The sequence below is a fragment of the Pelagibius sp. Alg239-R121 genome, from assembly GCF_947331435.1.
Taxonomy (GTDB): Bacteria; Pseudomonadota; Alphaproteobacteria; order Kiloniellales; family Kiloniellaceae; genus Denitrobaculum.
The window spans coordinates 289,081-314,285 of record NZ_CAMZOF010000004.1; the positions used below are offsets into that span (position 1 = coordinate 289,081).

The 25,205-nt window shown below is 56.8% G+C and carries 19 protein-coding genes; 8 read left to right on the top strand and 11 right to left on the bottom strand.

The window, feature by feature from the left end:
• Positions 1–36 precede the first annotated feature (36 nt).
• The 5 genes from hisD to QMZ18_RS14950 form a co-directional block, all read right to left on the bottom strand.
• Entirely contained in the window at positions 37–1,368 is a 1,332-nt protein-coding gene (hisD, locus tag QMZ18_RS14930; protein WP_322097220.1) for a histidinol dehydrogenase, read from the bottom strand.
• A gap of 82 nt (positions 1,369–1,450) precedes the next feature.
• On the bottom strand, positions 1,451–2,761 hold the full coding sequence (locus QMZ18_RS14935) for a TRAP transporter large permease (protein WP_322097221.1): 1,311 nt from the start codon (positions 2,759–2,761) through the stop codon (positions 1,451–1,453).
• Positions 2,762–2,772: 11 nt separating this feature from the next.
• Entirely contained in the window at positions 2,773–3,288 is a 516-nt protein-coding gene (locus QMZ18_RS14940) for a TRAP transporter small permease (RefSeq protein WP_282607107.1), read from the bottom strand.
• A gap of 121 nt (positions 3,289–3,409) precedes the next feature.
• Positions 3,410–4,582, bottom strand: a complete 1,173-nt coding sequence (locus QMZ18_RS14945) for a TRAP transporter substrate-binding protein (protein ID WP_282607108.1) — start codon at positions 4,580–4,582, stop codon at positions 3,410–3,412.
• Between the two features lie 60 nt (positions 4,583–4,642).
• Positions 4,643–4,906, bottom strand: coding sequence for a hypothetical protein (locus tag QMZ18_RS14950; RefSeq protein WP_282607109.1), 264 nt, complete (start codon positions 4,904–4,906; stop codon positions 4,643–4,645).
• A gap of 246 nt (positions 4,907–5,152) precedes the next feature.
• On the opposite strand from QMZ18_RS14950, the gene QMZ18_RS14955 reads away from it, so the two are divergent.
• From QMZ18_RS14955 to QMZ18_RS14985, 7 genes are all read left to right on the top strand, one after another.
• Positions 5,153–6,175, top strand: coding sequence for a LacI family DNA-binding transcriptional regulator (locus tag QMZ18_RS14955; RefSeq protein WP_282607390.1), 1,023 nt, complete (start codon positions 5,153–5,155; stop codon positions 6,173–6,175).
• Positions 6,176–6,263: 88 nt separating this feature from the next.
• Complete coding sequence (locus QMZ18_RS14960; protein ID WP_282607110.1) at positions 6,264–7,307, top strand: LuxR C-terminal-related transcriptional regulator; 1,044 nt, start codon at positions 6,264–6,266, stop codon at positions 7,305–7,307.
• A gap of 182 nt (positions 7,308–7,489) precedes the next feature.
• Positions 7,490–8,419, top strand: coding sequence for an MBL fold metallo-hydrolase (locus QMZ18_RS14965; RefSeq protein ID WP_282607111.1), 930 nt, complete (start codon positions 7,490–7,492; stop codon positions 8,417–8,419).
• Between the two features lie 21 nt (positions 8,420–8,440).
• Positions 8,441–9,736 carry a HupE/UreJ family protein gene (locus QMZ18_RS14970; RefSeq protein WP_282607112.1) on the top strand — a complete coding sequence of 432 codons (1,296 nt, stop codon included), beginning with the start codon at positions 8,441–8,443 and terminating at the stop codon, positions 9,734–9,736.
• Between the two features lie 610 nt (positions 9,737–10,346).
• The gene (locus QMZ18_RS14975; RefSeq protein ID WP_282607113.1) at positions 10,347–11,909 is read left to right on the top strand and encodes a PAS-domain containing protein; all 1,563 of its coding nucleotides are present in this window, start codon (positions 10,347–10,349) and stop codon (positions 11,907–11,909) included.
• On the top strand, positions 11,909–12,283 hold the full coding sequence (locus QMZ18_RS14980; protein WP_282607114.1) for a response regulator: 375 nt from the start codon (positions 11,909–11,911) through the stop codon (positions 12,281–12,283). The genes QMZ18_RS14975 and QMZ18_RS14980 overlap by 1 nt, the downstream gene beginning before the upstream one ends.
• Positions 12,284–12,386: 103 nt before the next feature.
• Positions 12,387–15,362, top strand: a complete 2,976-nt coding sequence (locus QMZ18_RS14985; RefSeq protein ID WP_282607115.1) for a type II toxin-antitoxin system prevent-host-death family antitoxin — start codon at positions 12,387–12,389, stop codon at positions 15,360–15,362.
• A 90-nt stretch (positions 15,363–15,452) separates the two neighbouring features.
• Here QMZ18_RS14985 and QMZ18_RS14990 read toward each other — a convergent pair whose 3' ends face one another.
• The 3 genes from QMZ18_RS14990 to QMZ18_RS15000 all read right to left on the bottom strand — a co-directional run bounded on the left by QMZ18_RS14990 (position 15,453) and on the right by QMZ18_RS15000 (position 18,873).
• Entirely contained in the window at positions 15,453–16,229 is a 777-nt protein-coding gene (locus tag QMZ18_RS14990) for a cyclase family protein (RefSeq protein ID WP_282607116.1), read from the bottom strand.
• Between the two features lie 107 nt (positions 16,230–16,336).
• Entirely contained in the window at positions 16,337–17,785 is a 1,449-nt protein-coding gene (locus QMZ18_RS14995; protein ID WP_282607117.1) for an FAD-binding oxidoreductase, read from the bottom strand.
• Positions 17,786–17,910: 125 nt separating this feature from the next.
• The gene (locus tag QMZ18_RS15000; RefSeq protein WP_282607118.1) at positions 17,911–18,873 is read right to left on the bottom strand and encodes an L-threonylcarbamoyladenylate synthase; all 963 of its coding nucleotides are present in this window, start codon (positions 18,871–18,873) and stop codon (positions 17,911–17,913) included.
• A gap of 222 nt (positions 18,874–19,095) precedes the next feature.
• Here QMZ18_RS15000 and parA point away from each other — a divergent pair, with 222 nt between their 5' ends.
• Positions 19,096–19,734: a ParA family partition ATPase gene (gene parA, locus QMZ18_RS15005; protein WP_282607119.1), complete on the top strand. Its 639-nt coding sequence runs from the start codon at positions 19,096–19,098 to the stop codon at positions 19,732–19,734.
• A 42-nt stretch (positions 19,735–19,776) separates the two neighbouring features.
• Here the strand turns inward: parA and QMZ18_RS15010 are convergent, their stop codons facing one another.
• The 3 genes from QMZ18_RS15010 to QMZ18_RS15020 form a co-directional block, all read right to left on the bottom strand.
• Entirely contained in the window at positions 19,777–20,535 is a 759-nt protein-coding gene (locus tag QMZ18_RS15010; protein WP_282607120.1) for an SDR family oxidoreductase, read from the bottom strand.
• A 1,112-nt stretch (positions 20,536–21,647) separates the two neighbouring features.
• The gene (gene cysQ / locus QMZ18_RS15015; RefSeq protein WP_282607121.1) at positions 21,648–22,586 is read right to left on the bottom strand and encodes a 3'(2'),5'-bisphosphate nucleotidase CysQ; all 939 of its coding nucleotides are present in this window, start codon (positions 22,584–22,586) and stop codon (positions 21,648–21,650) included.
• 30 nt (positions 22,587–22,616) lie between these two features.
• Complete coding sequence (locus QMZ18_RS15020; RefSeq protein ID WP_282607122.1) at positions 22,617–24,980, bottom strand: xanthine dehydrogenase family protein molybdopterin-binding subunit; 2,364 nt, start codon at positions 24,978–24,980, stop codon at positions 22,617–22,619.
• Positions 24,981–25,205: the final 225 nt, after the last annotated feature.

Here is a 25,205-nt window from a genome sequence, read left to right on the forward strand (position 1 = left end):
AAGCTGTTCCCGGTCGAAACCACGCAGTCTGCTTGGTTAGGCACTGAGCTCGAACTCTTCGTCCGGGAAGTACTTGGCCAGACGGACGTCGCCGCTGCGGGCGTGGCCTTCCATGCCTTCCAGGCGCGAAATTCGCGCGGTCACCGCTGCCACGTCGCGGTTGGCGTCGCGAGTCGAGCGCTGGTAGGTGACGGTCTTGATGAACTTGCCGACCGAGAGGCCGCCCGTGTAGCGGGCCGCACCCTTCGTGGGCAGGATGTGGTTGGTACCCGAGGACTTGTCGCCGAAGGAAACCGTGGTCTCCTCGCCCAGGAACAGTGAACCGTAGTTGCGCAGGTTCTCCAGCCACCATTGCGGATCCTCGGTCTGGACCTGAAGGTGTTCTGCGGCGTAGTCGTCGCTGATCTTGACGGCTTCCTCGCGGCTTGGCGTCACGATGACTTCGCCGTAGTCCCGCCAGGCATCCCGGGCTGAAGTGCGGTTGGGTTCCGGCAGGGATTCGATAGCATCTGGGATCAGGCGCATGACCTCTTCGGCGTGCTTGCGCGAAGTGGAAATCAGCCAGGCCGGGCTGTTGGGGCCGTGCTCCGCCTGACCGGCCAAATCGGTTGCAACGATCCAGGGATCGGCGGCTTCATCAGAAATGACCAGGATCTCGGTCGGTCCTGCAAACATGTCGATACCGACACGGCCGAACAGCAGGCGCTTGGCTTCGGCCACGTACTGGTTGCCCGGGCCGGCCAGAATATCGGCCTTGTGACCGGTAAAGAGACCGAAGGCCATGGCTGCGATGCCCTGAACACCACCCAACGCGAGCACTTGATCGACGCCGGCGAGTTTCAAGGTATAGAGAATGGCGGGGTGTACGCCGCCATCCCGGTTAGGCGGAGAGCAGGCGATGACGTTATCGACGCCCGCAACTTTTGCCGTCGTCACGCTCATGATGGCTGAAGCGACGTGAGAGTAGCGGCCACCCGGGATGTAACAACCGGCTGTTTGAACCGGGATCAGCTTCTGACCGGCGAAGAGACCGGGTGACAGTTCGGTCTCGAACTCGCTCATGCTTTTGAGTTGGGCTTGCGCAAAGCCCTGTACCCGGTCGTGTGCGAACTGGAGGTCATCCTTCAGGCGCTGCGGAACCTTTGCGGCTGCAGCTTCGATCGTTTCCTGCGGGACGATGATATCACCCTCCCACTTGTCGAATTTGCGGGTGTATTCAATGGCTTTGGCTTCACCGCCTTCTTCGATCTCGCGCAGCATGCCGGCGACCAGGTCGCGCACGTCGGCTTCGCCGGTCGCGGAGGTCATCTCGGCTTTTTTAAGGTATTCGGCCTGTGGGTAGTTGGCCAAGGGATCTTTAGCGGACACGGTTTTTCTCTCCCGGTTGTCTAGGGGTCAAAGGGCTGGATTCTCTTGTTGCTGCCTGGCTGGACGTCAGCTTGATATTACGTCAGTCCAGAGCCCACAGCGAGAGTTCCGGTATAAATGCGAGCATCAACACGACACTCAGCATGGCGATAACGTATGGCCCCGCGCGGGCCGCGATACTCAGCACCGAGGTTCCCGTCAGACCGGAGACGACGAACAGGTTCAAACCCAGCGGGGGTGTGATAAAGCCCACGCCCAATGCCGTTACCATCATGATACAGAAATGAATATCGTCCATACCGATCTCCCGCGCCAGCGGCAAAAGGATCGGCGAAAGAATGACGATGTTTGGGGTGGTCTCCATCACGCAGCCGGCCAGGATCAGAATGCCGATCATGATCAGGGTCAGGATTGCCGTATTGTCGGTCAGCGAAGTCATGCTCTGGACAAAGCCTTGCGGTACTTCGAGGGCTGCAAGGGTTTGTGCCAGCGGCAACGAGAGCGCGATAATCGGAAGGATCACACCATTCACCTTAGCCGAGCTCTCCAACATCTTGGGGAAATCGCCCAGGGAAATGGTGCCCTGGAACAGACCGATGATGATGGTGGTCACCACCGCGACGGCGGCCGCCTCGGTGGGCGTAAAGATGCCTGTATAGATTCCGCCTAGGATGACGACCGGGACGAGCAGGGCGTATCGCCCCTCGTAGATCGTCTTCAGCCAGCGCTCCATCGAAAAGCCGCCTTCGGCGTTTTCGTATCCGTAAATCCGGTTCATCACGATATTGGTGATCATGATAGAGAGCATGACCATTACGCCGGGCACGGCTGCGGCCAGGAACAGGGTCGAGGCGGAGACGCCGAGCACCAGGCCGATGATGATGTAAGCGATCGAGGGTGGGATCAGGATACCGGTACAGGCGCCCGAAGCTACCAGGGCACAGGCGTAGGGCTTGGGATAGCCCTGTTCGGTCAGGCGGTCGATGGTCATACGCCCGACCGCCGCGGCACCGGCCGCGTCCGAGCCGGAAATACACGCGAAGAAGCCGCAGCCCAGAACGGTCGCCGTTCCGAAACCGGTCTTGAAACCGCCCGCCGTGGCTTCGGCAATGTCCAGCAGCTTGTTGGAAAGGCCTGTGCGGACCAGCACGTCGCCAGTCAGGATGAAGAGCGGCACGGCGATCAAGGCAAAGGCATCGATTCCGTCGAACAGTGCCTCGCCGACCAGGGAAAGCGGCAGCACGTCGGTCAGGACCAGCATGGCCACGGCCCCAAGGCCCAAGGCGACCCAGACTGGCACGGCGAGGGCGATCAGCAGCACCATACCGCAGAGCGAGACGTAGAATTCCCACCCCAGTTCCACAGATACCTGCTGATTTAAGATCTGATACATAATTTAGACCCTCAATCGAACAGGCGATTGCCGTCGAACACGTCGCGTCCGTGGCGCAGATCGATCAGATCGCGCCGGATGGACTGGACGAGCCGGAACAGCATCATGGAAAAACCGAGAGGCACGGCTGCCAGGAACCAGGCCTGGCTGATACGCAGGCCATGGGTGACGGAGCCGAACTTCAGCGAGGTCTGGACGGTTTCCAGCGACCAATAGACCGCAATCACCGCCAGGATCAGCGTGGCGAAGTCTCCGAAGAGGTAGATGACAGCCTTACCGCGCGGTGGCAGATAGTGCAGCAGCACGTCGATACGGATGTGGGCGCGCTCGCGCACCGCGGCCGAAGCACCGACCCATGCCAGATAGATGAAGGCGTAGCGGGCGATTTCCTCGCCCCAAATCGAGGAGTAGCTGAGTGTGAAGCGGCGGATGACCTCCATCGCGATTGTAACAACAATCGTCGAATAGAAGACCAGCAGCAGCCAACGTTCGCCGTTCCGATCCAGTTTCTGCAGGAAGCCGTTCATGCTGATTCTTTTCTCAAAGAAGCTCCGTATATTTTAAGAAGCTTCATTCTAAAGAAAGCCGGCCGGCGGCGTTGCCTTCCCAAAGAAGGGGAGGCCGCCGGCCGAAAGCGCATAGGTCAAATCAGACGTCGTGGACGTAGAGACGGCCCTGCGTGTTGGCGGCTTCGAGCAGCTTGTCGAACGTAGCCTTGGAACCAGCCAGCTCGGTCTTGATGGCATCCCAGTCCGAGAGCTGATGTCCGGCCTTGGCGACCCACTGTTCCATTTCCGAGTCGTTGGGTGCATAGAACTGCACACCGGCTTTGGAAAGCTCCGCCATGGCGTAGGCGCGTGCACCCGGAACCTTGGCCAGGTTCTGTTGCGAAGTGATATCGCTGGCGAACTCGATGCTTTCCTGGATGTCTCCTGGCATTGAGTTGAACCACTCGAGATTACAGGAATAGACCTGTGAATCCGGTACCGAGCGGTTGAAGGTGACCCAGGAGAGAATGTCCTTGAAGCCGAAGACGTTCAGCGCCTCGACCGAGGGATCCAATGCGTCGGCAACGCCTTGCTTGATTGCGGAGGGCGTCTCACCCCAGGCGACCGGCGTCGGGTTGGCGCCCAGCAGGCGGTAGAACTGCTGCAGGATCTTGGAGCCTGGAACACGGAACTTGATGCCACTCATCTGATCCGGCGTCTTGATTGGTCCGTCACCACCTTTACGCAACGCGACAACGCGTGGGTCGATGCAAACATACCAAAGTGGCTTGAAGCCCTTGGCTTCGACCTTGGGATTGATTTCACTTTTCCAGGCATCCGAAGTCACCAGGTTGATGAACTTCTGGTTCTCACCGCACCAGTAGGGGACGTTGATCAGATCGACGGCCGGTGCGAAAGGCGCAAAGTTGGACAGCGAGTGCTGTGCGGCCTGGATAGTGCCTGCCTGAACTTTCTGGGCCAGTGCACCGCCTGCGCCAAGCTGTCCGCCCGGAGCCAGTTTCACATAAACCTGTCCGTTGGTCAGGTTTTGGATGTTCTCCTTGAAGTCCAACTGCATGATTGGATAGCTGCGCGAGGCGCCCAGAATATAGGCGGTCGCGATGGTCATTGTATGTTTGGCGGCTTTTTTCCGATCGCCTTCTTCCTTGGCGGTCTGGGCCAGGGCTTCCGACGACATCAGCGTGCCGGCCGCGCCGGCTACCAGTGCCGTGGTAAAACCGAACTTGGCGGCGGTTTCAAAAAAGCGGCGGCGCTCAAGCGAACGCGGTGTTTCCTGTTTCGAATTGGATTGCGGGTTTTCTTCGTTCGACATCAGTTTCCTCCCTGGGAGTCGATTTTTTTGGACCCGTATGCCATGTGTTGGCGGACCGGGTCAGTTGGCCGCTTCGCGTTGCAGAGCTGCAATCACGAAGCAGATGGCTGCGGCGATGAGAGTGAGGAACTCGCCCACGTCACCGAGATTGATTGGAATGTTCACGTCTGTGGCGGTTGATAGTTTTCCGCTCAGCACATTCAGTGCGTAAACGCAGAAAAAAGCTGCCGATACCAGGAGCGCCCATCGTCCATCGCTTTTGTTCGGTGGCCTGCTCTGTGAGGGCGCATCTTGTTCGCTGCCCGCAGCGTCTGGTTTCGACATGCTTTCCTCCGGTACCGAGCCAATTCCCGTCATAAAGAGAGTGACTCGGTTTTTGTTAAATGTAAGCGCTTACATTTTTTTAACTAAACCATTGTTGTCATTCGCAAGTCAAGTCCATAAAGTTTTGATGCCCGATTGTCTGCAGGATTTCTACGCAAAAGCAGCGGTAACGCAGCAGTCCTGCTGGACCTTTGCGAACGGCCGGAACGCCGAGAAAATACAAACAAAAGAAAGCGCTTACTAACCGTGACCGCGAAAGCCCCCACTCTAGAAGACGTTGCCCGAGAAGCAGGGGTGTCCACGGCGAGCGTGTCGCGTTATCTCAACATGCCGGAACTTGTCAGGCCGCAGCGCCGAGAAAAGATCGAGGCGGCCATTGCAGCTCTCGGCTACGTGCCGCACGGCGCCGCCCGTGCCCTGGCGTCGCAGCGAACCAGAACCATTGGTGCCGTGATTCCTACACTCGACAATGCGATCTTCGCGCGCGGGGTTCAGGCCTTTCAACATCGCCTGCACTCGGACAACTTCACGCTGCTGCTGGCCAGCTTCGATTATGATCTCGAAGAAGAGGTCCGGCACGTGGATGCGCTGCTGACTCGAGGAGTGGATGCACTGCTCCTGGTCGGCTGTCTGCATACACCCAAGCTTTACGAGCGGCTCGACAAGATGGAGCTCCCCTATGTTCATACCTGGGCCTTCGACCGATCCGGTGCCAAGCCTTGCGTGGGGTTTGACAATCGTCTGGCGGCCAAGCGTGCCGCCAGCTATCTGATTGACATCGGCCATCAGGCGATTGCACTGGTAGTTGGAATCACTGAAGGCAATGACCGGGCGACCGAACGCGCGCTTGGCGTGCGTGAAGCGCTGGAGGAGCGCGGCCTCGCGCTGCTGCCCGAATATTACCTGGAGAAAGCCTACGATGTAGCCGAGGGCCGCAGTGCCATGCGCCAGTTGCTGACCCAGGACGTGCCGCCGACCGCGGTAATCTGCGGCAACGACGTATTGGCCCTGGGGGCACTGCTCGAATGTCAGTCCCGTGGCGTGCCGGTGCCGGGAGAAATCTCGATCACCGGCTTCGATGACCTGCCGCTGACCTCTCACCTGCAGCCATCGCTGACCACACTTCATGTGCCTGCCGGCGAAATGGGGCGCCGGGCAGCCGAGTACCTGCTGGCTAGGTTGAGTGATGTGCCGATGCCGGATTCGACTGAACTGGAGGTGGGACTGCTCGTGCGGGGAACGACGGCGCCGCCGTCCCGTCGAAAATAGGTCACTCGAAAACAGACTGCTTGAAAAAATCTCTCACTCTGCGACGCTAACGGTGGACAAGGTTAGAGTTTTCGAGCGACGGGTCGTTATGCCGGACAGTAAACCGCAAATTCCCGACGAGATGATCGCCAAGTGGCAGCGTGTGGTCGATATTCTTGCGCGTCTGCTGACCGTGCCTGCCGGCCTGATCATGAAGCGGGCCGATCCGAAGCATATGGTGTTCGTCAGTTCGGCCGGCGAAGGCAACCCCTACGAGCCTGATCAGTCCTTTGATCTGAACACCGGCCTCTACTGCGACACGGTCATGGAGTCACGCGATCTGCTGGTCGTGCGCAATGCCCGCCTGGACCCGGAATGGGATCAAAATCCCGATCTCAAACACAACATGCTGTTCTATCTCGGACTTCCCCTGACATGGCCCGATGGGACGCTCTTCGGCACCATTTGTGTGCTGGACAGTAAGGAGAACGAAAAGGCCGTGGCCTACGCCGATCTGCTGTCCGAATTCAAGGAGGTGGTCGACAGCGATCTGAAATTCCTGATGGAAATAGCCGAGCGCAAACGTGTGCAGGGTGAACTACGACAGGCACACGATGAGTTGGAAACCCGTGTCGAAGCACGGACGCGGGAACTTGCGGCGACGAACGAGGGGTTGAAGAAGGAAATCGCCAGCCGGAGGCGAGCTGAGAAAGCGCTGCTGAAACGCGAGGCTGAGCTGGAAGATACCAACACGGCGCTGAAGGTGTTGTTACAGCGTGTCGAAGACTCACGCGGTGACTTCGAGGAAAAGATCCTCTGGAACCTCGAAGAGCTGGTTTTGCCCTATCTTGAGAAACTGAAACGCGGCACGGCCAATGAACGGAACCGCTCGTATCTGGCTATCCTTGAGACCAACTTGAACGCCATTACCGAACCTTTTGCGAGCCGTTTGTCATCGAAGTTTTCCCGACTCACGCCTACCGAGGTTGAGATCGCCAAGTTAATCATGCAGGGGAAGACGACGAAGGAGATCGCTGAACTTCTGACCGTGGCCACCAGCACCGTCGACTTTCACCGCAACAACATTCGCAAGAAAGTCGGCCTCAACAGCGTGAAGGTCAATCTGCGCAGCTATCTCTCCTCGCTGCATTGAAAACCGGTATTCGAGGCGTTGGTGTCTGTGCGTATTTCGTGTGCGCGGTAAATGCCTTAATATGGGGATTTCCCCCATAGTATCCCCCAGGTTTCCCAATCTGTTTCCGAATCAGCCCACCTGTTATCCTTACGGTAAGAGCGTCTGCTCGTAAAAAACGTTGCAAGGAGGTAGGGGAAACTATGCGTGACAAATTGAAGTTTGGGACGATCAGCGCCATTGTGCTGGCTGGCGTCTCGTTCGGTGCTTTGTCAGCACTGGGAACCGGGCTGGACACCTGGAAATCAGGGAAGAACCATAACCGTATCATCCAGGTGCAGAATGAAGGTGGCGTCCAGGCGGACAGTGGCAAAGTTGGTGTCGCCTTTTACAGCAACTCCGCCTTCCAGATCACCTCGCCGCGCGGCATCACCGTGATGGTGGACCCCTGGCGGAACGATCCGTCTGGCGCCTGGGGGCTTTGGTATCGCCTGGACTTCCCGAAAGTCGAGGTCGACATTGGTATGTCGACCCACGCGCATTTCGATCATGATGCCATCGACAAACTCGATGCGAACATGCTGCTCGACCGGATGGCGGGCAGCTTCCAGCTTGGTGACGTCAAGATTACCGGTATCGCCGACAAGCACCAGTGCGTGGCTCCCGGCATTGTTGCCTGGACCGACGCGGTCAAACAGTTCGAGGGCCGGGACAATGTCTGTCCGCCGACAAATGCCCGCCATTTCGACAACACCATGTTCGTGATCGAAACCGGCGGCATGAAATTCCTGATGTGGGGCGACAATCGTCCAAACCCGCCGCAGGAAGTCTGGGACCAGATCGGTCAGGTAGATGTGATCTTCGTGCCGGTCGACGGATCCCGGCATATTTTCGATTACCAGCAGGCCGATTCCGTGGTTGCCAAGGTGGGTGCAAAGCTTGCCATTCCGCATCACTATCTGGTGCCGGAAACGACTTTTTTTACATCGACCCTGCAACCGGCGACCGAGTGGGTGGATAGCCATTCGAACACCAAGCTGGACAAGCCTTCGATCGAGATCGCGGCGGCAGACCTGGATGGAAAGTCAGGCCACGTCTACTATTTCGGCTCGAACAACATGGTCAAAAACTGACCCCCGGTTTCGTGTCTCCAGATGGTCCTGAGTAGGATCTTATGTTCGGCAGATGGGTGGTGCGCTTGGCGCCCCACCCGCCTTACGTTGCTGTTTGCGCTGGTTGCCGGGTTGGCAGGGACGGCGGCCGCACATTTCAATCTCAACGTCAATATCCGGATTATCCATGTCGAGGAGCGTGCGGATGACCTGCGAGTATTGATCCGTCTGCCCATGGCCTATCTGATTGCCGATAAGCTCGGGCCGGAACAGGCGGATGGTTCGCGGGCACCGGCACCTTATTCGACCAACAGCACTGAAGATGAGGTTCTTGTCCATTACCTCGACGCAGAAGCTCTGCGGCGCGATCCTGGGGGACTGGCGAGCCTGATTGCAGAAGGCCACATTTTTCGCAGTGAGGGGCGGGCGCTGGTCCCGGAAATCGGTCGGTTGCGGGCTTATCCCGCCCTAAAGCAGGTTCCTTTCGCCACGCTTGAAGAAGCTGATACCGCACTAAAGGGCGAAGTCTATCCAGACGATTTCGAAGCGACCTATGTCGGCGACACCATCGTCGATGTGGAGATCATCTATCGCGCGCCCGAATCGCTTGAAAGCTACACAATCGAGAGCACACTGGATCCTGGGTTGCCTGGACAGGAGGACACCGCGAACCTCGTGTTGATTCACGGTGCGGGCGATCCACTGATCTTTAGGGTTCGCGGCCTGATGGCGGAACCGCTGGAAGTATCGCGCTCACTGTTTGAAGCGTTCTTCACCTTTGTCAAGGAGGGCGTGCGACACATCCTGGAAGGTACGGATCACGTTCTCTTTGTCTTCTGCCTCGTGCTTGGCGCGACCCTGTTGAAGGATCTGCTTTGGCGTATCACCGGCTTTACCGTTGGTCACAGCGTGACCCTGGCCCTCGGGTTTTTCGGTTTTGCGCCTAAGGCCGATTGGTTCGTGCCCCTGGTCGAAACCGGCATCGCCCTTTCGATCGTCTATGCGGCGGTGATTGCGATCAGTAAACAACAGCACGCAGGCACGATAGCGATCACGTCGCTGATCGGATTGCTGCACGGTCTGGGGTTCTCTTTCGTGCTGCGCGAGATCCTACAACTGGATGCGCCTAATATCTGGCAGAGCTTGCTGGCCTTCAATGTCGGTGTCGAGGTTGGTCAAGTGGCGATCGCGCTCGTAGTCTGGCCATGTCTTTGGGCTCTGGCAAAATATCTGCCGACCCGTATGACTTTGGTGCGTGGCGCGCTTGCGCTTCCCTGCGTCGCCATCGCCGCCATCTGGATCGGTGAGCGCTCGGTGCTGTTTTTTGAGGCGCTATAGGGTCTTGACCCAAATAGTAAGCTTTTCCCCAGACAGGTAAGTGCGCCTTCAAGTGCTCTTGCCAGACTCAAGGGTTTCTTACATGCGCTTGTTTCCTCACTTGAGACGAGGCTGGCTGTGCAACCAGTCCCACAAAGTATTCATCCTCGAGTACTTCTTGCGTGCTTAAGTATGGTTAACCGCTCGCAACGTTAGAATTTCTACATATAAATACTGAAATGATATCGTTATTATAGATTTATATATATAGATTCGTCGTTAAAGTTGTAAAATTTATATTCTTTGTACGCAGTTTATAAATTTGTGCTATTTTTATTACATCAATGTTGAGTTGATTTCTGATGCTTATTTCTGCAGTCGCCGGTAGTACTGTGCAGAATTATCTATTTTGTAGATATTGTTCTGCGTATCTGCATCTAGAGATTGACTTGTTGGGGAGCTGTACTTTCTGGTGCAGGGGTTTTCAAATGAGTTAACTGTCGAAAGTATCAGTGTGGCGACGATCTTTGTGAGGAGTGGTCGCATAATTTTGTGACGGGAAGGCAATGGCATTTACGAACCTTAAACAAAGGCATTTATGTTAAAATAGACATTCGGAAGTTGCGAAAGAATGGTACGCGAAGTCGATTTGAAATTAGGTGCGGGTGGTAGTTTGCTCGACACGGCGTTGAATTCGATCAGCCAGGGCGTCCAGGTTTTTGACGCCGAGTACAAATTGATCGCGTGGAATTCCGCTTTCGAGAATATGGGTGTTTTTCCAAAAGAATGCCTGGAGCAGGGTTATCCGCTTTTCGATGCCTATTATGTGATGGCCAAGAAAGGCATTTTCGGGCCGGGTGATCCCGACCAGCAAGCAGGTCAACACATCGAATTGATCAAGAGTGGCAGAGCAAAGACACTGGAGACGATTTCTTCTGCCAAGGGGCGAACAATAGAGGTCAATCGCACCTACCTCCCCGGCGGTGGCATAGCCGCAATTTTAACCGATGTCACCGACCGCTTGGAGACCGAAGAAAAGCTACGTCAAGCGCAGAAAATGGAAGCGGTCGGCCAGCTGACTGGCGGAATTGCGCACGATTTCAATAATTTACTCGGCGTTATTATCGGTAATTTGGAGTTTCTGGCGGAAGAATCAAAGGATGAACCGGACAAGACTGAGCTCATTGCAACGGCACTTAAATCCGCGCTGCGTGGTGCTGAGTTGACGAATCGATTGCTGGCTTTTTCCCGCAGGCAGGCGCTGCAGCCTAAGGTGACCGATCTTAATACCCATCTGGCCGAGATGACCACCATGCTGAAGCGGACAATCGGTGAAACCATAAGCATCGAGACGATTCCAGGGGCAGACGTTTGGTCGATCGAAATAGATCACACACAACTTCAAACTGCGCTGCTCAATCTTTCCTTGAACGCGAGCGATGCCATGCCCGACGGCGGACGCTTAACGATTGAGACCAGCAACGTGGAGCTTGATCAGGAGTATGCCGAACGATTCGAGGAAGTTTTATCCGGACGCTATGTCCAACTGGCCGTTTCCGATACGGGAGTTGGTATGGAGCCGGAGATTCTTGACCAGGCGTTTGAGCCGTTTTTTACAACAAAGGAAGTCGGCAAAGGCAGCGGCCTCGGGTTGAGCATGGTGCACGGTTTCGTCAAGCAGTCGGGCGGACATGTGGTGATCTACAGCGAGCAAGCGGAAGGGACGACTGTCAAACTTTTCCTGCCTGCAAGCGGTTCGACTGAACACTGCGCTCCAGCCAAGGTGAAGACTGGAGATGCGCCACTGGGTGATGGCGAGGCGGTGTTGATTGTAGAGGACGATGCCGAACTTAGGCGTTTGGCCGTCACCATGATCTCTAGCCTCGGCTACAGAGTTCGGGAGGCCGGCGATGGAGTCACGGCGCTCAAGATACTGCGTGAAGGCAAGCAGGCTGATCTGCTGTTCACCGATGTTGTACTGCCGCACGGGATGAATGGTGTTGTCCTTGCAAAGCAAGCGGTGGCGTTACGGCCGAAGATTAAGGTGCTCTACACTTCGGGCTACACGGAAAACGCGACTATTCACAACGGCGTTCTTGATGCTGACGTGACCTTGATCGACAAACCTTACCGTCGGGCGGATTTGGCGGTTTTTCTAAGGCAGCAGTTTCAAGATAACACGGAGGGTAGGTGATGATCGAAAAGCGTCTTCTCGTCATCGATGACAACCGGGATCTTGCAGAACTTGTGCGACGGGTCGGAGTTGGTGCTGGTTACGATGTCTGTGTGGCAACGGAAGCTGTCCAGTTTATGGAGGCTTTTGACAGCTTTCATCCGACCGTCATTGTTCTCGATATGGTCATGCCCGACACAGATGGTATCCAACTTCTACAATGGCTGGTTGATCGCCGGGTAACCGCCAGAATCGTAGTGGCGTCCGGATTCAATCCCCTTTATGCCAAGATGGCAGCGAAGCTGGGCACTGCGAAGGGATTGGTTGTGACCTACTTAGCAAAGCCCTTTCGGCTGCAGGAACTGCGTGCTGTCCTCCACCAGGAAGCGGCTTGATTGGAAATCGTTTAGGGACTGCCCTTAGGACGAGGCGTTTTCATCTTCACTCCGTCCGGATTAGCACGGCGTATAGATTTCGGACAGAGCGGGAGAGGGAAATTTGAAATCTATCGGAATTACCGAAGCGCGGACTAAGTTCGCCGAGATCTTGCGACGGGTGTCCGACGAGGGAGAGCAGATAACAATCGAACGCCGAGGCAAAGCGCTCGTGGCACTGGTCCCTGTTTCGGATCTGGACCAGGCTGGATTGGCACTCGAACCGACAGCAACAAAAACCCAAAATCTGTTCAGAGAAACAGAACGTCTTGCCAAGCTGGGGCATTGGGAATGGGACGAGGTGGAAGATTGCTGCACTTACTGCTCCGAGGAACTGGCACGAATGTACGGCTTCTCGGTACAGGAGTATCTTCTGCGTGCATCTTCTTCCGAAGCAGAACTGGAGTGGGTGCACCCCGAGGACCGGCCGCGCTATCAGGAGCTCTGCAGAAAACTCCGAACTAGTGGCGAAGGTTTTGACATCAATTACCGATTACATCAACCAGGTGACAGTTATCTTACGGTCAGGGAAAAGGCGGAGCCTGTATTCGACCAAAATGGCGCAGTAATCCGCTCGGTCGGGATTATTCAGGACATCACGCAGCAAAAGCTTTCGGAAGAGGCGCTCAAGCAAAGCGAGGCCTTGCTAAAGCAGGCGATGCGGGCGGCTCGTTTGGGTGCGTGGGTCTGGGATGATACTGCGGACGAATGCACTTACTGTTCCGAGGAGCTTGCGTTGCTGTTCGGTTTGACGGTCGATGAATACATGGCGACCCGGGCCAAGGGACCGGGGGTGACGGCTTTTCTTCATCCTGACGACAACGAACACTATGTGAAAAGTATCAATGCAGCTATGGCGGCCGGCGACCGATACGCTGTGGAGTTTCGCGAAAAAATATCGGATGGAACCTACCGCCATTTCCAAGAAGTTGGCGAGCGGACACCCGAAGGTGGTCCGCGAAATGTTTGGGTAGGGATCTTGCAAGACATAACCGAATTGAAAGATACGGAACAGGCGTTGCGCCTAAGTGAAGCTGCTCTGAGCCGTGCGCAACGCCAAGCTAAGATCGGCAGTTGGCGCTGGGATGTGCCAGGCAACCGCCTGATTTCCTGCTCCGAGGAATATGCACGCATCCATGGTGTGAAATGGACCGAAGCACCGGCGCTTCTTGATGTCCAAATGGAGCGGGTAATTCACCCGGAAGACCGGGCACGTGTGGCTGCTGAATTTCAACGTTACGATAAGGAGGGGATCGACTACGAGATCGAGTACCGCATCGTTAGGCCGGACGGTGAAGTCCGCCATGTCATTGAGATCGGCGAGAGTATTGAGGATGCTGCCGGCCACGCGATCGAGCAGATCGGCACTGTGCAGGACATCACTGAACGCAAGGAAACCGAAGCGGAACTCGAAAGAGCCTATAGTGATCTCGAGCGGCGCGTTGAGGAACGCACGGCCGAACTGCAGGCGGCCAATCGGAAACTGCGTGATGAAATTGCTGAGCGGCAGCGCGCTGAAAAAAAACTTCGCGAACGTGATGCCTGGCTGAGAGGTATCCTGGAAAACTCGCCAGTCGAAATCGTCCTCAAAGATCTGGAGGGACGCTTCATGGCCGCCAGCCAGAACATCGCCGAGATCTTCGAGGGAAAGTCGAAAGGCTTTAATGGCCGCACGACACGCGACTTTCTACCTGAAGAGATTGCAGCAATTTATATGGATGCCGACCGGGAAGTCATTGCGAGCGGACAGTCACTGCAGCAGGAAGTTCGCGAGGAACTCGACGGCAAGATCCGCCATTCCTGGAACACCAAGTTCCCCTTGAGGGACGAAGGAGGGGGTGTCGTCGGCGTTTGTTCAATCACGAGCGACATCACCGACATCAAGGTTGCCGAGCAGCGACTTCACCAAGCCCAAAAGATGGAGGCGGTAGGTCAACTGACTGGCGGCGTGGCACATGATTTCAACAATCTGCTGGCCGTGATCCAGGGCAACATGGAATTCCTGATAGATGAAATTGGCGGGGACACACCCTTGACGGAACCAATCTTAAGAGCCGTCTCAATGGGAGCAGAACTGACCCAACGCCTGTTGGCCTTTTCGCGACAGCAGCCATTGAGTCCACAGGTGATCGATATTGGCGCCTTGGCAACCGGTATGAAGGACCTGCTGAACAGGACTCTCGGTGAGGCTTGCGAGGTGGATATTGCTGCGATTGAGAATCTATGGAGTGCATCCGCCGATCCGGGGCAGGTTGAAAATGCACTTTTGAATCTGGCGATCAACGCTCGCGATGCCATGCGGGGAGGCGGGAAGCTGACAATCGACTGCATCAATGTCCACTTGGATGCCGGTGATTTGGCCGAAATCCCCGAGATGAATGCTGGAGACTATGTTGTGCTGGCGGTGAGCGACGAAGGGAGTGGCATGACGGAAGAGGTGCGTACCCATGCCTTTGAGCCCTTCTTCACCACCAAAGAGGTGGGCCAGGGCAGCGGATTGGGTCTCTCGATGATCTATGGTTTTGCCCAGCAGTCGGGAGGCCACGTAACGATCTATAGCGAACAGAACCGAGGTACGACCGTAAAGCTCTATCTGCCGAGGGCTGAGGATGTATTGAACCCAGCGGAAACGGTTGAAAAGCACCAGCTTCCAAAGGGTCGGGGGGAGGTCGTTCTGGTGGTCGAGGACAACCCCGATGTTCGCACTCTGACAGTACGGATGCTGGAGGGGTTGGACTATCGGGCGATTGGCGTGCCTGACGCTGCAGCGGCACAGGCTGTCTTGACGGCCCGAGACTCAGTGGACCTGGTGCTTTCGGATGTCGTATTGCCGGGTGGTATCAGCGGACCGGAATTTGCCGAGCAAGCCCAGAAAGCCTATCCCGATCTTCGCTTCATGTTCATGTCTGGTTATCCTGCGTTGGCGGCCAATCGCCACGCTTTGCTAGAAAAGGGCGAGGTGCTGCTGAATAAGCCCATCCGTAGGCGCCAACTGGCCGAGGCCCTTCGGACGCGGCTGTCATCAGAGGGTTTTCTTTGATCGCTCTGATCAAGAACGTGAATGAACCTCAGATCTCGTAAAATGGAGGCTCATTCACGTGTTTCTGTTCCAGTGAAAAACAATCAGATTCTACGGTAAGAGCGCGATTATCCTAGCCTGGGCCTGACTTCCGCCCTGGACGGGCAGTACGCCGACCACGACCGTTGCGCCCGTAGCAGGCAGAGCATCTAAATTTCCCATGTTTTCGATTTGATACTTATTGGCCTTCAGCATCGCTACATGGAAAGCGAAGGTCTTCGAGCCTCCAAAATCCAGGCTCAATGTATCGATGCCGACCCCGGCAACGTCTCGTTCGAGCAGCAGTTTCGCGCTGTCGGGATGATAACCCGGAAAGTGCATTACCTTGGAGTCATCCATGTTGATGTAGCGCTCAGAGTCGGAAAAGCGCTTGTGCCAGCCGGTGTTGAGAACGACGAGCGCATTGGCGGGAATCTTACCGTTCGCGGCTTCCCAAGCCTCAATGTCGGATGGAGTCAATTCATAATCCGGATTGCCGGTGACCTTGTCCTGAATGTCGATCATCACCGCGGGTACGATCAGGTTCGAAAGCGGGATCTGGTCGATCGACTGCTTGCCTTTGATGAAGTGAGACGGTGCATCGACGTGAGTGCCGGTGTTTTCGCCGACCTCGAATTTATGCAGTTGATAACCTTGATCGTAGTCCACCAGACGATGCATCGTGAAAGGAACGCCACCAGGCCAGAAGGGCATGCCTTCGTGCATTTTTTGAGTCAGGTCGATGGCCTGTGTCGCCGCAAGCGGCTGCTTCAACTGTTCCGCCTGCAGGTTTGCCGATGCCAGGACAGCGCAGGCCGAGAAGGCCACAAAAAGGCAGAGTTTTTTCACGATATTTCCTCCCCAGGTAATTTGTTTTTGTTCTTGTGACGTGAACTTTAGTCAGCTTGTTCCGATGATTGAAGTCAACAAATGGTGGGGAGACTACAATCTCCAGTTCAGTCCACGACCTTGTGAGGGTTCATGAGTCCCTCCGGATCCAGCGCCGCTTTGATCTTTTTCATCAGTTCGATTTCGACGGCCGACTTGTAATGAGCGTTGGATTGGACCTTCAAGCGACCGATGCCATGTTCCGCACTGATGGAACCACCGAGACTGACCACGATATCGTGGACGACTTCGTTCATCTCGTCCCAGCGGGCGAGAAAGTTTGCCCTGTCGGCGCCGACTGGCTGGCTGAGATTAAAGTGGATGTTGCCGTCGCCGATGTGCCCGAAGGGCACTGGACGGATACCGGGGATACGTTCTGAAACTGCTGCGATGGCGCGTTCAAGGAAATCGGGAACGCTGGAGATCGGAACTGAGACATCGTGCTTGATCGAGCCGCCTTCGTGCTTCTGAGCCTCGACCATGGCTTCGCGAATGCGCCAAAGTGCGGCGGCCTGGGTTTCGCTCGCGGCCACAGTGGCGTCGAGTATCAACTCTTCTTCCAAAGCGCCTTCCAGCACGGTCATCATGGTTTCTGACAGGCTGCCGTCTTCAATGCCGGCGACAAGGTCAACCAGGACGTACCAGTCGTAGGCTTGATCCAGCGGATCCGTTACCCCTGCCACGTGCTTGATCGAGTTGGCGAGACCGATTCGCGGAATAAGTTCGAAACTGCTGACAGCTTCGCCCGAAATCGTTCGGCAGCGGCCGAGCAGTTCAACCGCGGCGGCGGGGGTCGGCACTGCGGCAAAAGCCGTCACTCTGTCGCGCGGCTTGGCGAAGAGCTTAAGCACCGCGGCAGTAATGATCCCCAGTGTACCTTCGCCACCAACGAAGAGGTGTTTCAGGTCGTAGCCGGTGTTGTCTTTGCGAAGGGCGCGCAGACCGTGCCAGATTTGACCGTCCGGCAGCACGACCTCAAGGCCTAACACCAGATCGCGTGCATTGCCGTAGCGCAGCACGTTGATCCCGCCGGCATTCGTGCTGAGGTTGCCGCCGATCTGGCAAGTGCCTTCAGCACCCAGACTCAAGGGGAAAAGCCTGTCCGCCTTATCTGCAGCCATCTGGATGTTCTGGAGGATGCAGCCAGCTTCCACGGTCATGGTGTAATTGGCGGTGTCGATTTCGCGGACGGTGTTCATCCGTGACAGGCTCAGGACGATGGCTTTGTCGGAAGTGATGGGGATCCCACCGCCAACCAGCCCGGTGTTCCCGCCTTGTGGAACGACCGCCATGCCGTGCCTGGCACAAATTTTCACAACGGTGGCGACTTCTTCCGTCGAGCCCGGTTTGATGACGCAAGGTGCATCGCCCAGATAAAGGCCGCGCATCTCCTGCAGATGCGGCGCGAGATCTTCGGAAGCGGTTAAAACTGCTTTGGGACCAACGGCGTTTTCGAGTTCGGTGAAGAAATCGGCGAGGCGGCTGTCGGTGTGCGGTTGCGGAACTTCTGTGTTCATGGGTTGGAATTTAATGCTTGCGGCCTCCGAGGGCCAGTCTTCTCGCGCGAGAGCTCTATTATCTGTGCTCGTTGTTGTCAGCGCTCGTTGTTGTCAGCGCTCCTTGTTGTCAGCGCTCCTTGGTGTTAGCGCTCCTTGGTATGGGCTCTGGGAGCAGCGGCGCGGCGCAGCCGGTCGTTGATGGCTATCCCCAGTCCTACCTCTGGCAGGGGCATGACTGCGATGGCTTCGACAGTTTCTTTGTCTAAAAGGTGAAGCAGCCCGAAGAGTCTTGCGGCAGCTTCACCCAAGTCACCGTCGGGACTGAGGTTTTTTGTCACAGCGGCGCCTTCGATCGGATTCGGACCGAAGGCCAGCAGGGCTTCGGACTGCCCGACCTCCCGGGCGTTGAGTCTGATCGGCAGCGCCGGCGCATAGTGACTGGTCAGCATACCTGGCGATTTGATGTCGCTATCCGCACCGGCCTCGGCGATCGGGCCCAGCACTGCCTCCAGTTGCTCCCGTGTGATACCGCCGGGACGTAGAACTACGGGCTGCACGCCGGAGAGATCCACAACAGTCGATTCCAGACCTACCTCGCAGTCGCCGCCGTCAAGGATCATCGGCACTCTGTTGCCGAGAGAAGCGGCGACATGGGCAGCCGATGTCGGACTGATTTTGCCTGAAGCGTTTGCGCTCGGCGCAGCCAGCGGTCGTTGCGCAGTCCGCAGCAGGTTCTGGCCGATTTCATGCCGGGGAACCCGGACCGCAAGGGTTGGGAGACCGGCACTGCAGAGTAGAGAGATACGTGACTCGGGTCGACGTGGCAGGACGAGTGTCAGGGGCCCCGGCCAGAAGGCCTCGGCCAGGGCTTCGGCCCGGGAGTTTACGTCCACTTCCTGGTCCGCGGCTGCAAGATCTTCGAAGTGGACGATCAGTGGGTTAAAGCTCGGCCGCCCCTTGGTTTCGAAAATGCGGGCAGCCGCGCGATCGTTGGTCGCGTCCGCCCCCAGGCCGTAGACTGTTTCGGTAGGGAAGGCGACCACCTCGCCTTGGTGCAGCAATGCGGCAGCCGCGCGGTAGACCTCTGGGTCGGGGACCTTGATCATTGATGGTGGCTGCTTCTGTGACATGGCGGCGCAGTCTAATCAAAAGCCTCCGCTAGTCAAAAAGAGCGATTGGCAAAAGCGTGCTTTCTGTTGTTAGAACGATGAATATTCCCGGTCAGGTGGAGGTACTGCCAAGATTTATTCTCAAACCTTGCTTTGCCGCCTTGACGGCGCATTTCGCACCTGCACAATATTGTCGGATTGCAAACGAAGGACTCCAGCATGGCCGCGAAAATTTTGACGGTTGCACAGCAAAAAGGCGGCGCCGGTAAGACCACTATCACTGCCCATCTCGCGGTCGCTTTCACCGCGGCAAAAAAATCCGTAGCTGTGGTCGACATCGATCCGCAGCAATCGCTCGCCATGTGGTACCGGCTGCGTGCCGAGCGTCTGGGCGATGCAGGTGCCGGATTGCTGGTTTCGGCGGTGAAAGGCTGGCGTTCGCGCGCTGAGGTCGAAAAGCTGGCCCGAGATCACGATATCGTCTTGATTGACAGTCCACCCCACGCTGAAACAGAGGCCAAGATTGCCGTGCGCTCCGCCAATCTGGTGATTGTGCCTGTTCAGCCCTCGCCGATGGACGTCTGGGCGACCAAACCGACGTTGGAGTTGGCACAGCAGGAAAAAGTGCCCGCCATACTCGTGCTCAACCGTGTGCCGCCACGGGCTAATCTGATCGACGAGATGCTCGCTGAGATCCAGACTTATGGCGCCAAGATTGCCAAGGCTCGGATCGGTAACCGGGTTGCCTTTGCCTCAGCCCTCGCTGAGGGACGCGCCGTTGGCGAGTTTCAACCCCGAGGCCAGGCCGCCAGTGAAATCCGAGCGCTGGCCAAAGAAGTCCTGCGCGCGGCCAGTTGAGCTGCGATCAACTGCTTGTCCCCGCCTTGCTGATCGCGCCTGCTATCCCCGGCCGACCAACGGCATCTTCGTTGCCATGATGGTGACGAACTGAATGTTCACGTCGAGCGGTAAGCCAGCCATGTGGACCACCGCGTCAGCAACATGTTTCACGTCCATCGTTGGTTCGACCGCCATGGTGCCGTTGGCCTGAGGCACACCGACGGCCATTGCGGTGGTCATATCAGTTGCCGCATTGCCAATGTCGATCTGGCCACAGGCAATGTTGAACGGTCGACCGTCCAGCGAAGTGGACTTAGTCAGGCCGGTGATGGCGTGTTTGGTTGCGGTATAGGGGGCGGAGCCGGGGCGCGGTGATTGCGCAGAGATCGAGCCGTTGTTGATGATACGGCCACCCATGGGATCCTGACGCTTCATGAGCCGGAAGGCTTCACGGCTGCAGAGGAATGCGCCTGTCAGATTCACATCGACGACCGTGCGCCACTGTTCCGGTGAAATCTCATCGAGGGTCAGTGGCGGTACGTTGGTGCCGGCATTGTTGAATAGGACATCAAGGCGTCCGAATTTCTGCTCGATTTTCGAAAAAAGTCCCGCCACGTCGTCTGGACTGCCGACGTCGCACGAGAGGGCCAGTGCCGGTGCGTCAGTGACTGCGGCTTCTTTAATCGTGTCTTCCAGGGGGCGCAGCCGACGGCCTGTCAAAACCGTTGCGTAACCAGCATTGAGCAACGCCATGGCTGCATGTTTGCCGATTCCACTTCCTGCACCGGTCACCAGTGCGACTTTACGATCCGCCGTCATTTACCTACCCAATTTCCAAAAGTTATCCGAAGCGATGAGCCTGCGCCGATTCCAGGCGTGGATGCAGAATAGCACCTTCGCTCCCTCTGACTCCAGGCTATGGTCTCGTCAATTTGGCTTAATTTGACGGCGTCATTGAGACCTAAAACCGGTCGGCATTGATGAGGAGCGATTTGGTGGGGGAACAGCCGATTCAGCGAAAGGTGCGGCTCGCAGCGCGATGCTGGCGTATCGGAAAGCTCTCGTGAAGCAGCCGGCGAACACGGGATCCACGATCAAGAAGATGCTGCGCATAGGAGCTTGATATGAGCTTTGATCTCGATAGGTCTGACCAAGAGGCAATTGTAGAATGCAACATAAAAAAACAAAAATGGCGGCAGGCTGTGATTTGCCCGCCGCCATTTATTACCGCTCTAACGCGCGTCAGAGTCTGATTGTCTTGCTTTAAATCAAAGCAATCGAGCTCTTAGCTGGCTGCGCAAGGGTTCTTCGCTGCGCAAGGGTTACACGGATTGCAAGGGTTCTTGGCGGCACAAGGGTTGCAGGGGTTGCAAGGATTCTTGGCGGCACAAGGGTTGCAGGGATTGCAAGGGTTCTTGGCTGCACAAGGGTTGCAGGGGTTGCAAGGATTCTTGGCTGCGCAAGGATTGCAGGGATTACACGGATTGCAGGGGTTCTTGGCTGCGCAAGGATTGCAAGGGTTGTGATGTTTGCTGCCGCTGGCGCAAGCGCTGAGCAGGCCTGCAGACGCCAATGCTACACCGCCCATGATGACGGACCGGCGGCTCTTGGACGCAAGCATGATTGATTTTTTTGAAGACATGGATAAACACTCCTGAATTTATTGTTGCCCGGCAGAACCGTAAACCGTTTGGGGACTCTGTCATTCTAACGGGCATTCGCCACATGGATGTATTGTGATTCGCTCTCTCAAACGCACCGCGGAATGCGGCGACGCACCCAGTTTCCCGTTTGAAGCGATGCCGGGCAAATCAGGTTTCAACACAAAATCGTGACAATGACTGGGAATGGCCGCCTCAGGCGTGCAAATTTCGACCGATGGGCGGCAGGGTGTTAGCGTCCATCCCTGGAAACATTTAATATGACTGTGGTCAGTCCGACACGCTGCCCGAGTCGAAACCGGCATCCAGGTGAACCCCCTCGGCGATGAAGTCAGGGTTTTCGAATCCGGGCTTGCCGTAGTCCAACGGCTCGTTATCCAGGGTCCAGACATCACCGCCGGCTGCGAGTAGCACGGCGTGGCCTGCTGCGGTATCCCACTCCATGGTCCGGCCGAAGCGTGGGTAAAAGTCCGCCTGGCCACTGGCCACCAGGCAGAACTTGAGTGAACTACCGGCCGTAACTCGGTCTTTGATTTTTCGGCTGGCGAGAAACCGCTCCAGCTTTTCGCCAGTGCCGTGGCGTCGACTGGCCACAACCGTCGCGCCCTCATCGGGTATCTCACGAACCGAAATCTGCATGGGAGGATTGTCGGTTTCAGAAAAGGTTGCGGTGCTTTCGCCCGCACCTGTCCAGGTCATGGCCAGGGCAGGGGCATGAACGACGCCGGCTACCGGTATGCCATGTTCGATCAGCGCAATATTGACCGTGAACTCGCCGTTACGGGACAGAAACTCTTTGGTTCCGTCCAGGGGATCAACCAGCCAGAAAAAGTCTCCGTCGATATCGGGAATTTCTCCGGCGGAGGCCGCTTCTTCCGAGACGACGGGAATTTGCGGTGTGAGCGTATTGAGCGCGCCTAGGATAAAGGTCTCCGCCGCTTCGTCCGCATCGGTGACCGGAGAGGCATCATCTTTATGCCGGACGACAATCTCTTCCGCATCGACGTAGTATTGAAGGATCACCTTTCCAGCCCGCTCGGCGATCAGCCGTAGGGCAGCCATCAGGTCATCGGCGTCGCTTTCTCCTTCAGGTCCTTTCGAACCCGAAGCGTTGTCGTTGGCCGAAGAGGCGGCTCCGTTTGTGCTGTCGCTCATAGCTTCTACTTCAATAACGCCGCAATCGAGCATACGCTCAATGCGCAGGGACATCTATTCAACGCGCCGTTTTTATCCGCTTCTCTATTCAGCCGCCACCTGATTCCGATTGGCATGCTGAATAATCCGCCAGATCTTTTCGGATGTCGCCGGCATATCCACATGATGAACGCCGAAAGGGGACAGGGCGTCGACGATGGCATTGATGACGGCAGGCGGGGCGCCGATGGCACCGGCCTCACCGGCTCCCTTAACGCCCATGTCGTTGGTTGCGCAAGGCATATCCTCAACCATTGTCAACTCGATCTGCGGAATATCGTCGGCACGAGGCATGCAGTAATCGAGGTACGAGCCTGAGAGCAGTTGCCCCGTCTCCGGGTCGTAGACAGTGTGCTCCAGGAGGGCCTGGCCAATGCCCTGAACCGTTCCACCATGCACCTGGCCCGCCGCAAGCAGCGGATTGATGACCTTGCCGAAATCATCATAGATGACGTAGCGCAGAATTTGCGTGACGCCTGTGGCTTCGTCGACCTCGACTTCGCAGATGTGACAGCCGTTGGGGTAGGTCATGGGCAAGGTCTCCTCGAAGTTTGAGGTTTCGTCAATTCCGTCCGTGACTGCTTCTGCGGTTTCCGGCGGCAGGTTCATGCCTTCCTCGATCGCCTGGGCGACGTCTGCCAGCGAAACCCTGCGGTCGGTACCGACAATTGACAGCATGCCGGCATCGAATGCGATGTCCTCTGTTGCGGCTTCGAGAAGGTGTCCGGCGATTTCGCGGGCGCGGGCAATCACCTTTTCCGAAGCGCCCGCGATTGCCATGCCGCCCATCAGGACCGATCGCGAACCTCCGGTGCCGCCGCCGGATGTCAGCTCATTGGTGTCGCCTTGACGCAACTCGACCTGTTCGGGCTCTACGCCCAGCTTGTCGGCCAGAATCTGTGCATAGGCCGTCGCATGGCCCTGGCCATTGTTCTGAGTCCCGATGAAGAGGGTGATTCCACCGTCGGCTCTGACTTTGATTCGCGCTTCTTCCTTGCCCGATGTGCCGCAAGCCTCGACGTAGGAGGACATACCGATACCGCGCAGCTTACCCTTGGATCTGGAGGTGATGCGACGCGCTTCAAAATCGCTCCAATCGGCTGCGGTTTGGGCCCGCTGCATCATCTCGGCGAAATCACCGGAATCATAGGTAATGCCGGTTGAAGTCGTGTAAGGCATGGCCTCGAAGGGAATAAAGTTCCTGCGCCGCATCTCATCCGGGCTGATACCTATCTCGCGGGCCGCGTAATCGATCAGGCGCTCGACCACGTAAGCAGCCTCCGGGCGACCGGCGCCACGATAGGCGTCGACAGGCACGGTGTTCGTGAAGACGCATTTGACGTCAACGTAAACCGTGGGAACCGAATAGACCCCGCAAAGCATGTGCGATCCGCAAGCCGTCGGAATATAGGGGCCATAATTGGAGAGGTAGGCGCCCAGATCGGCGACCGTCGAAACCTTGAGAGCCGTAATCTTACCATTCTCGTCCAGGCCGGCTTCGACTGTCGTGAGATGATCACGACCCTGGCTGTCGCTCATAAAGCTTTCGCCGCGTTCACCGGTCCAGCGGACAGGGCGACGCAGGCGCCGGGCAGCGAAGAGCACCATGACCTGTTCCGGATAGACGAAGATCTTCATTCCGAAACCGCCGCCGACGTCCTGTGTCAGAACTCTGAGTTTCTCCTGCGGAATCTGGAAGACCCGGTCGGCAAGCTGCCCTCGAAGCGAAAAGACGCCCTGACTGCCGCTGACCAGGGTCAGTTGATCGCTTTCGGCATCATAGCTGGCCAAAGCGCCGCGTGGTTCCATGGCATTGACCACAATCCGGTTGTTGACGAGGTTCAGTTTGACCACCTTATGGGAAGCGGCCAATGCGGCCTCCGTCATACCCTGATCGCCCTGTTCCCAATCCAGGCAGATGTTGCCTGGAGCCTCATCCCAGATTTGCGGCGTACCCGCTTGCATTGCTTTCTCGGAGAGGACGTTGGCGGGAAGGTCCTTAAAGTCGACGAAGATCAGTTCGGCCGCGTCCTTTGCCTGCTCCAGCGTTTCAGCCACCACGAAGGCCACCGGATCACCGATATGGCGGACCCGTCCGCGGGCCAAGGCAGGATGTGGGGGCATGATCGGCAGGCTGTCGTTCTTACCGGGAATCGGCGTCATGCAGGGGATATCCTGCACGCCGTCGGCGGTCAGATCTTCGTGGGTATAAACTCCCAGGACGCCCGGTGCAGCCCTGGCGTCTTCGACGTCTAGCGCGCTGATTTCGGCATGAGCGTGGGGGCTTCGTAAAACGAAACCAAAGACTTCGCCATTTTCCTTGATGTCATCCGTATAGCGACCGTGACCGGTCAAAAGACGCACGTCCTCGACGCGCCGTAAACCCTGACCGACACCGAATTTCACCATGCTCGGACCTCTTCTCGCAATGAAAGTGGAAGCTTGGCGGCGATAATAGGCAAGTCACGCAGTGCGACCAACTGCAATATTTTTATGGATTCCGCAGTCGTCCGGCTTGCTCTAAGACCTTAGGATCGCTAGGAATGCCGGCGCTGCAGTACGCGCGGCAATTCGATGTTTAGCCATGCTGAATTTGCATAACAGATCTGCGAATGTCACCCACTTAAATTCGCG

Excerpts from the sequence above, each read along its gene's own strand:
- QMZ18_RS14950 (WP_282607109.1), bottom strand. The coding sequence starts at position 4,906 with ATGTCGAAACCAGACGCTGCGGGCAGCGAACAAGATGCGCCCTCACAG.
- QMZ18_RS14960 (WP_282607110.1), top strand. The coding sequence starts at position 6,264 with ATGCCGGACAGTAAACCGCAAATTCCCGACGAGATGATCGCCAAGTGG.
- QMZ18_RS14980 (WP_282607114.1), top strand. The coding sequence starts at position 11,909 with ATGATCGAAAAGCGTCTTCTCGTCATCGATGACAACCGGGATCTTGCA.
- parA (WP_282607119.1), top strand. The coding sequence starts at position 19,096 with ATGGCCGCGAAAATTTTGACGGTTGCACAGCAAAAAGGCGGCGCCGGT.
- QMZ18_RS14940 (WP_282607107.1), bottom strand. The coding sequence starts at position 3,288 with ATGAACGGCTTCCTGCAGAAACTGGATCGGAACGGCGAACGTTGGCTG.
- QMZ18_RS14965 (WP_282607111.1), top strand. The coding sequence starts at position 7,490 with ATGCGTGACAAATTGAAGTTTGGGACGATCAGCGCCATTGTGCTGGCT.
- QMZ18_RS14945 (WP_282607108.1), bottom strand. The coding sequence starts at position 4,582 with ATGTCGAACGAAGAAAACCCGCAATCCAATTCGAAACAGGAAACACCG.
- QMZ18_RS15010 (WP_282607120.1), bottom strand. The coding sequence starts at position 20,535 with ATGACGGCGGATCGTAAAGTCGCACTGGTGACCGGTGCAGGAAGTGGA.
- QMZ18_RS14995 (WP_282607117.1), bottom strand. The coding sequence starts at position 17,785 with ATGAACACAGAAGTTCCGCAACCGCACACCGACAGCCGCCTCGCCGAT.
- QMZ18_RS14975 (WP_282607113.1), top strand. The coding sequence starts at position 10,347 with ATGGTACGCGAAGTCGATTTGAAATTAGGTGCGGGTGGTAGTTTGCTC.
- QMZ18_RS14935 (WP_322097221.1), bottom strand. The coding sequence starts at position 2,761 with ATGTATCAGATCTTAAATCAGCAGGTATCTGTGGAACTGGGGTGGGAA.
- QMZ18_RS15020 (WP_282607122.1), bottom strand. The coding sequence starts at position 24,980 with ATGGTGAAATTCGGTGTCGGTCAGGGTTTACGGCGCGTCGAGGACGTG.
- cysQ (WP_282607121.1), bottom strand. The coding sequence starts at position 22,586 with ATGTCCCTGCGCATTGAGCGTATGCTCGATTGCGGCGTTATTGAAGTA.
- QMZ18_RS14970 (WP_282607112.1), top strand. The coding sequence starts at position 8,441 with ATGGTCCTGAGTAGGATCTTATGTTCGGCAGATGGGTGGTGCGCTTGG.
- QMZ18_RS15000 (WP_282607118.1), bottom strand. The coding sequence starts at position 18,873 with ATGATCAAGGTCCCCGACCCAGAGGTCTACCGCGCGGCTGCCGCATTG.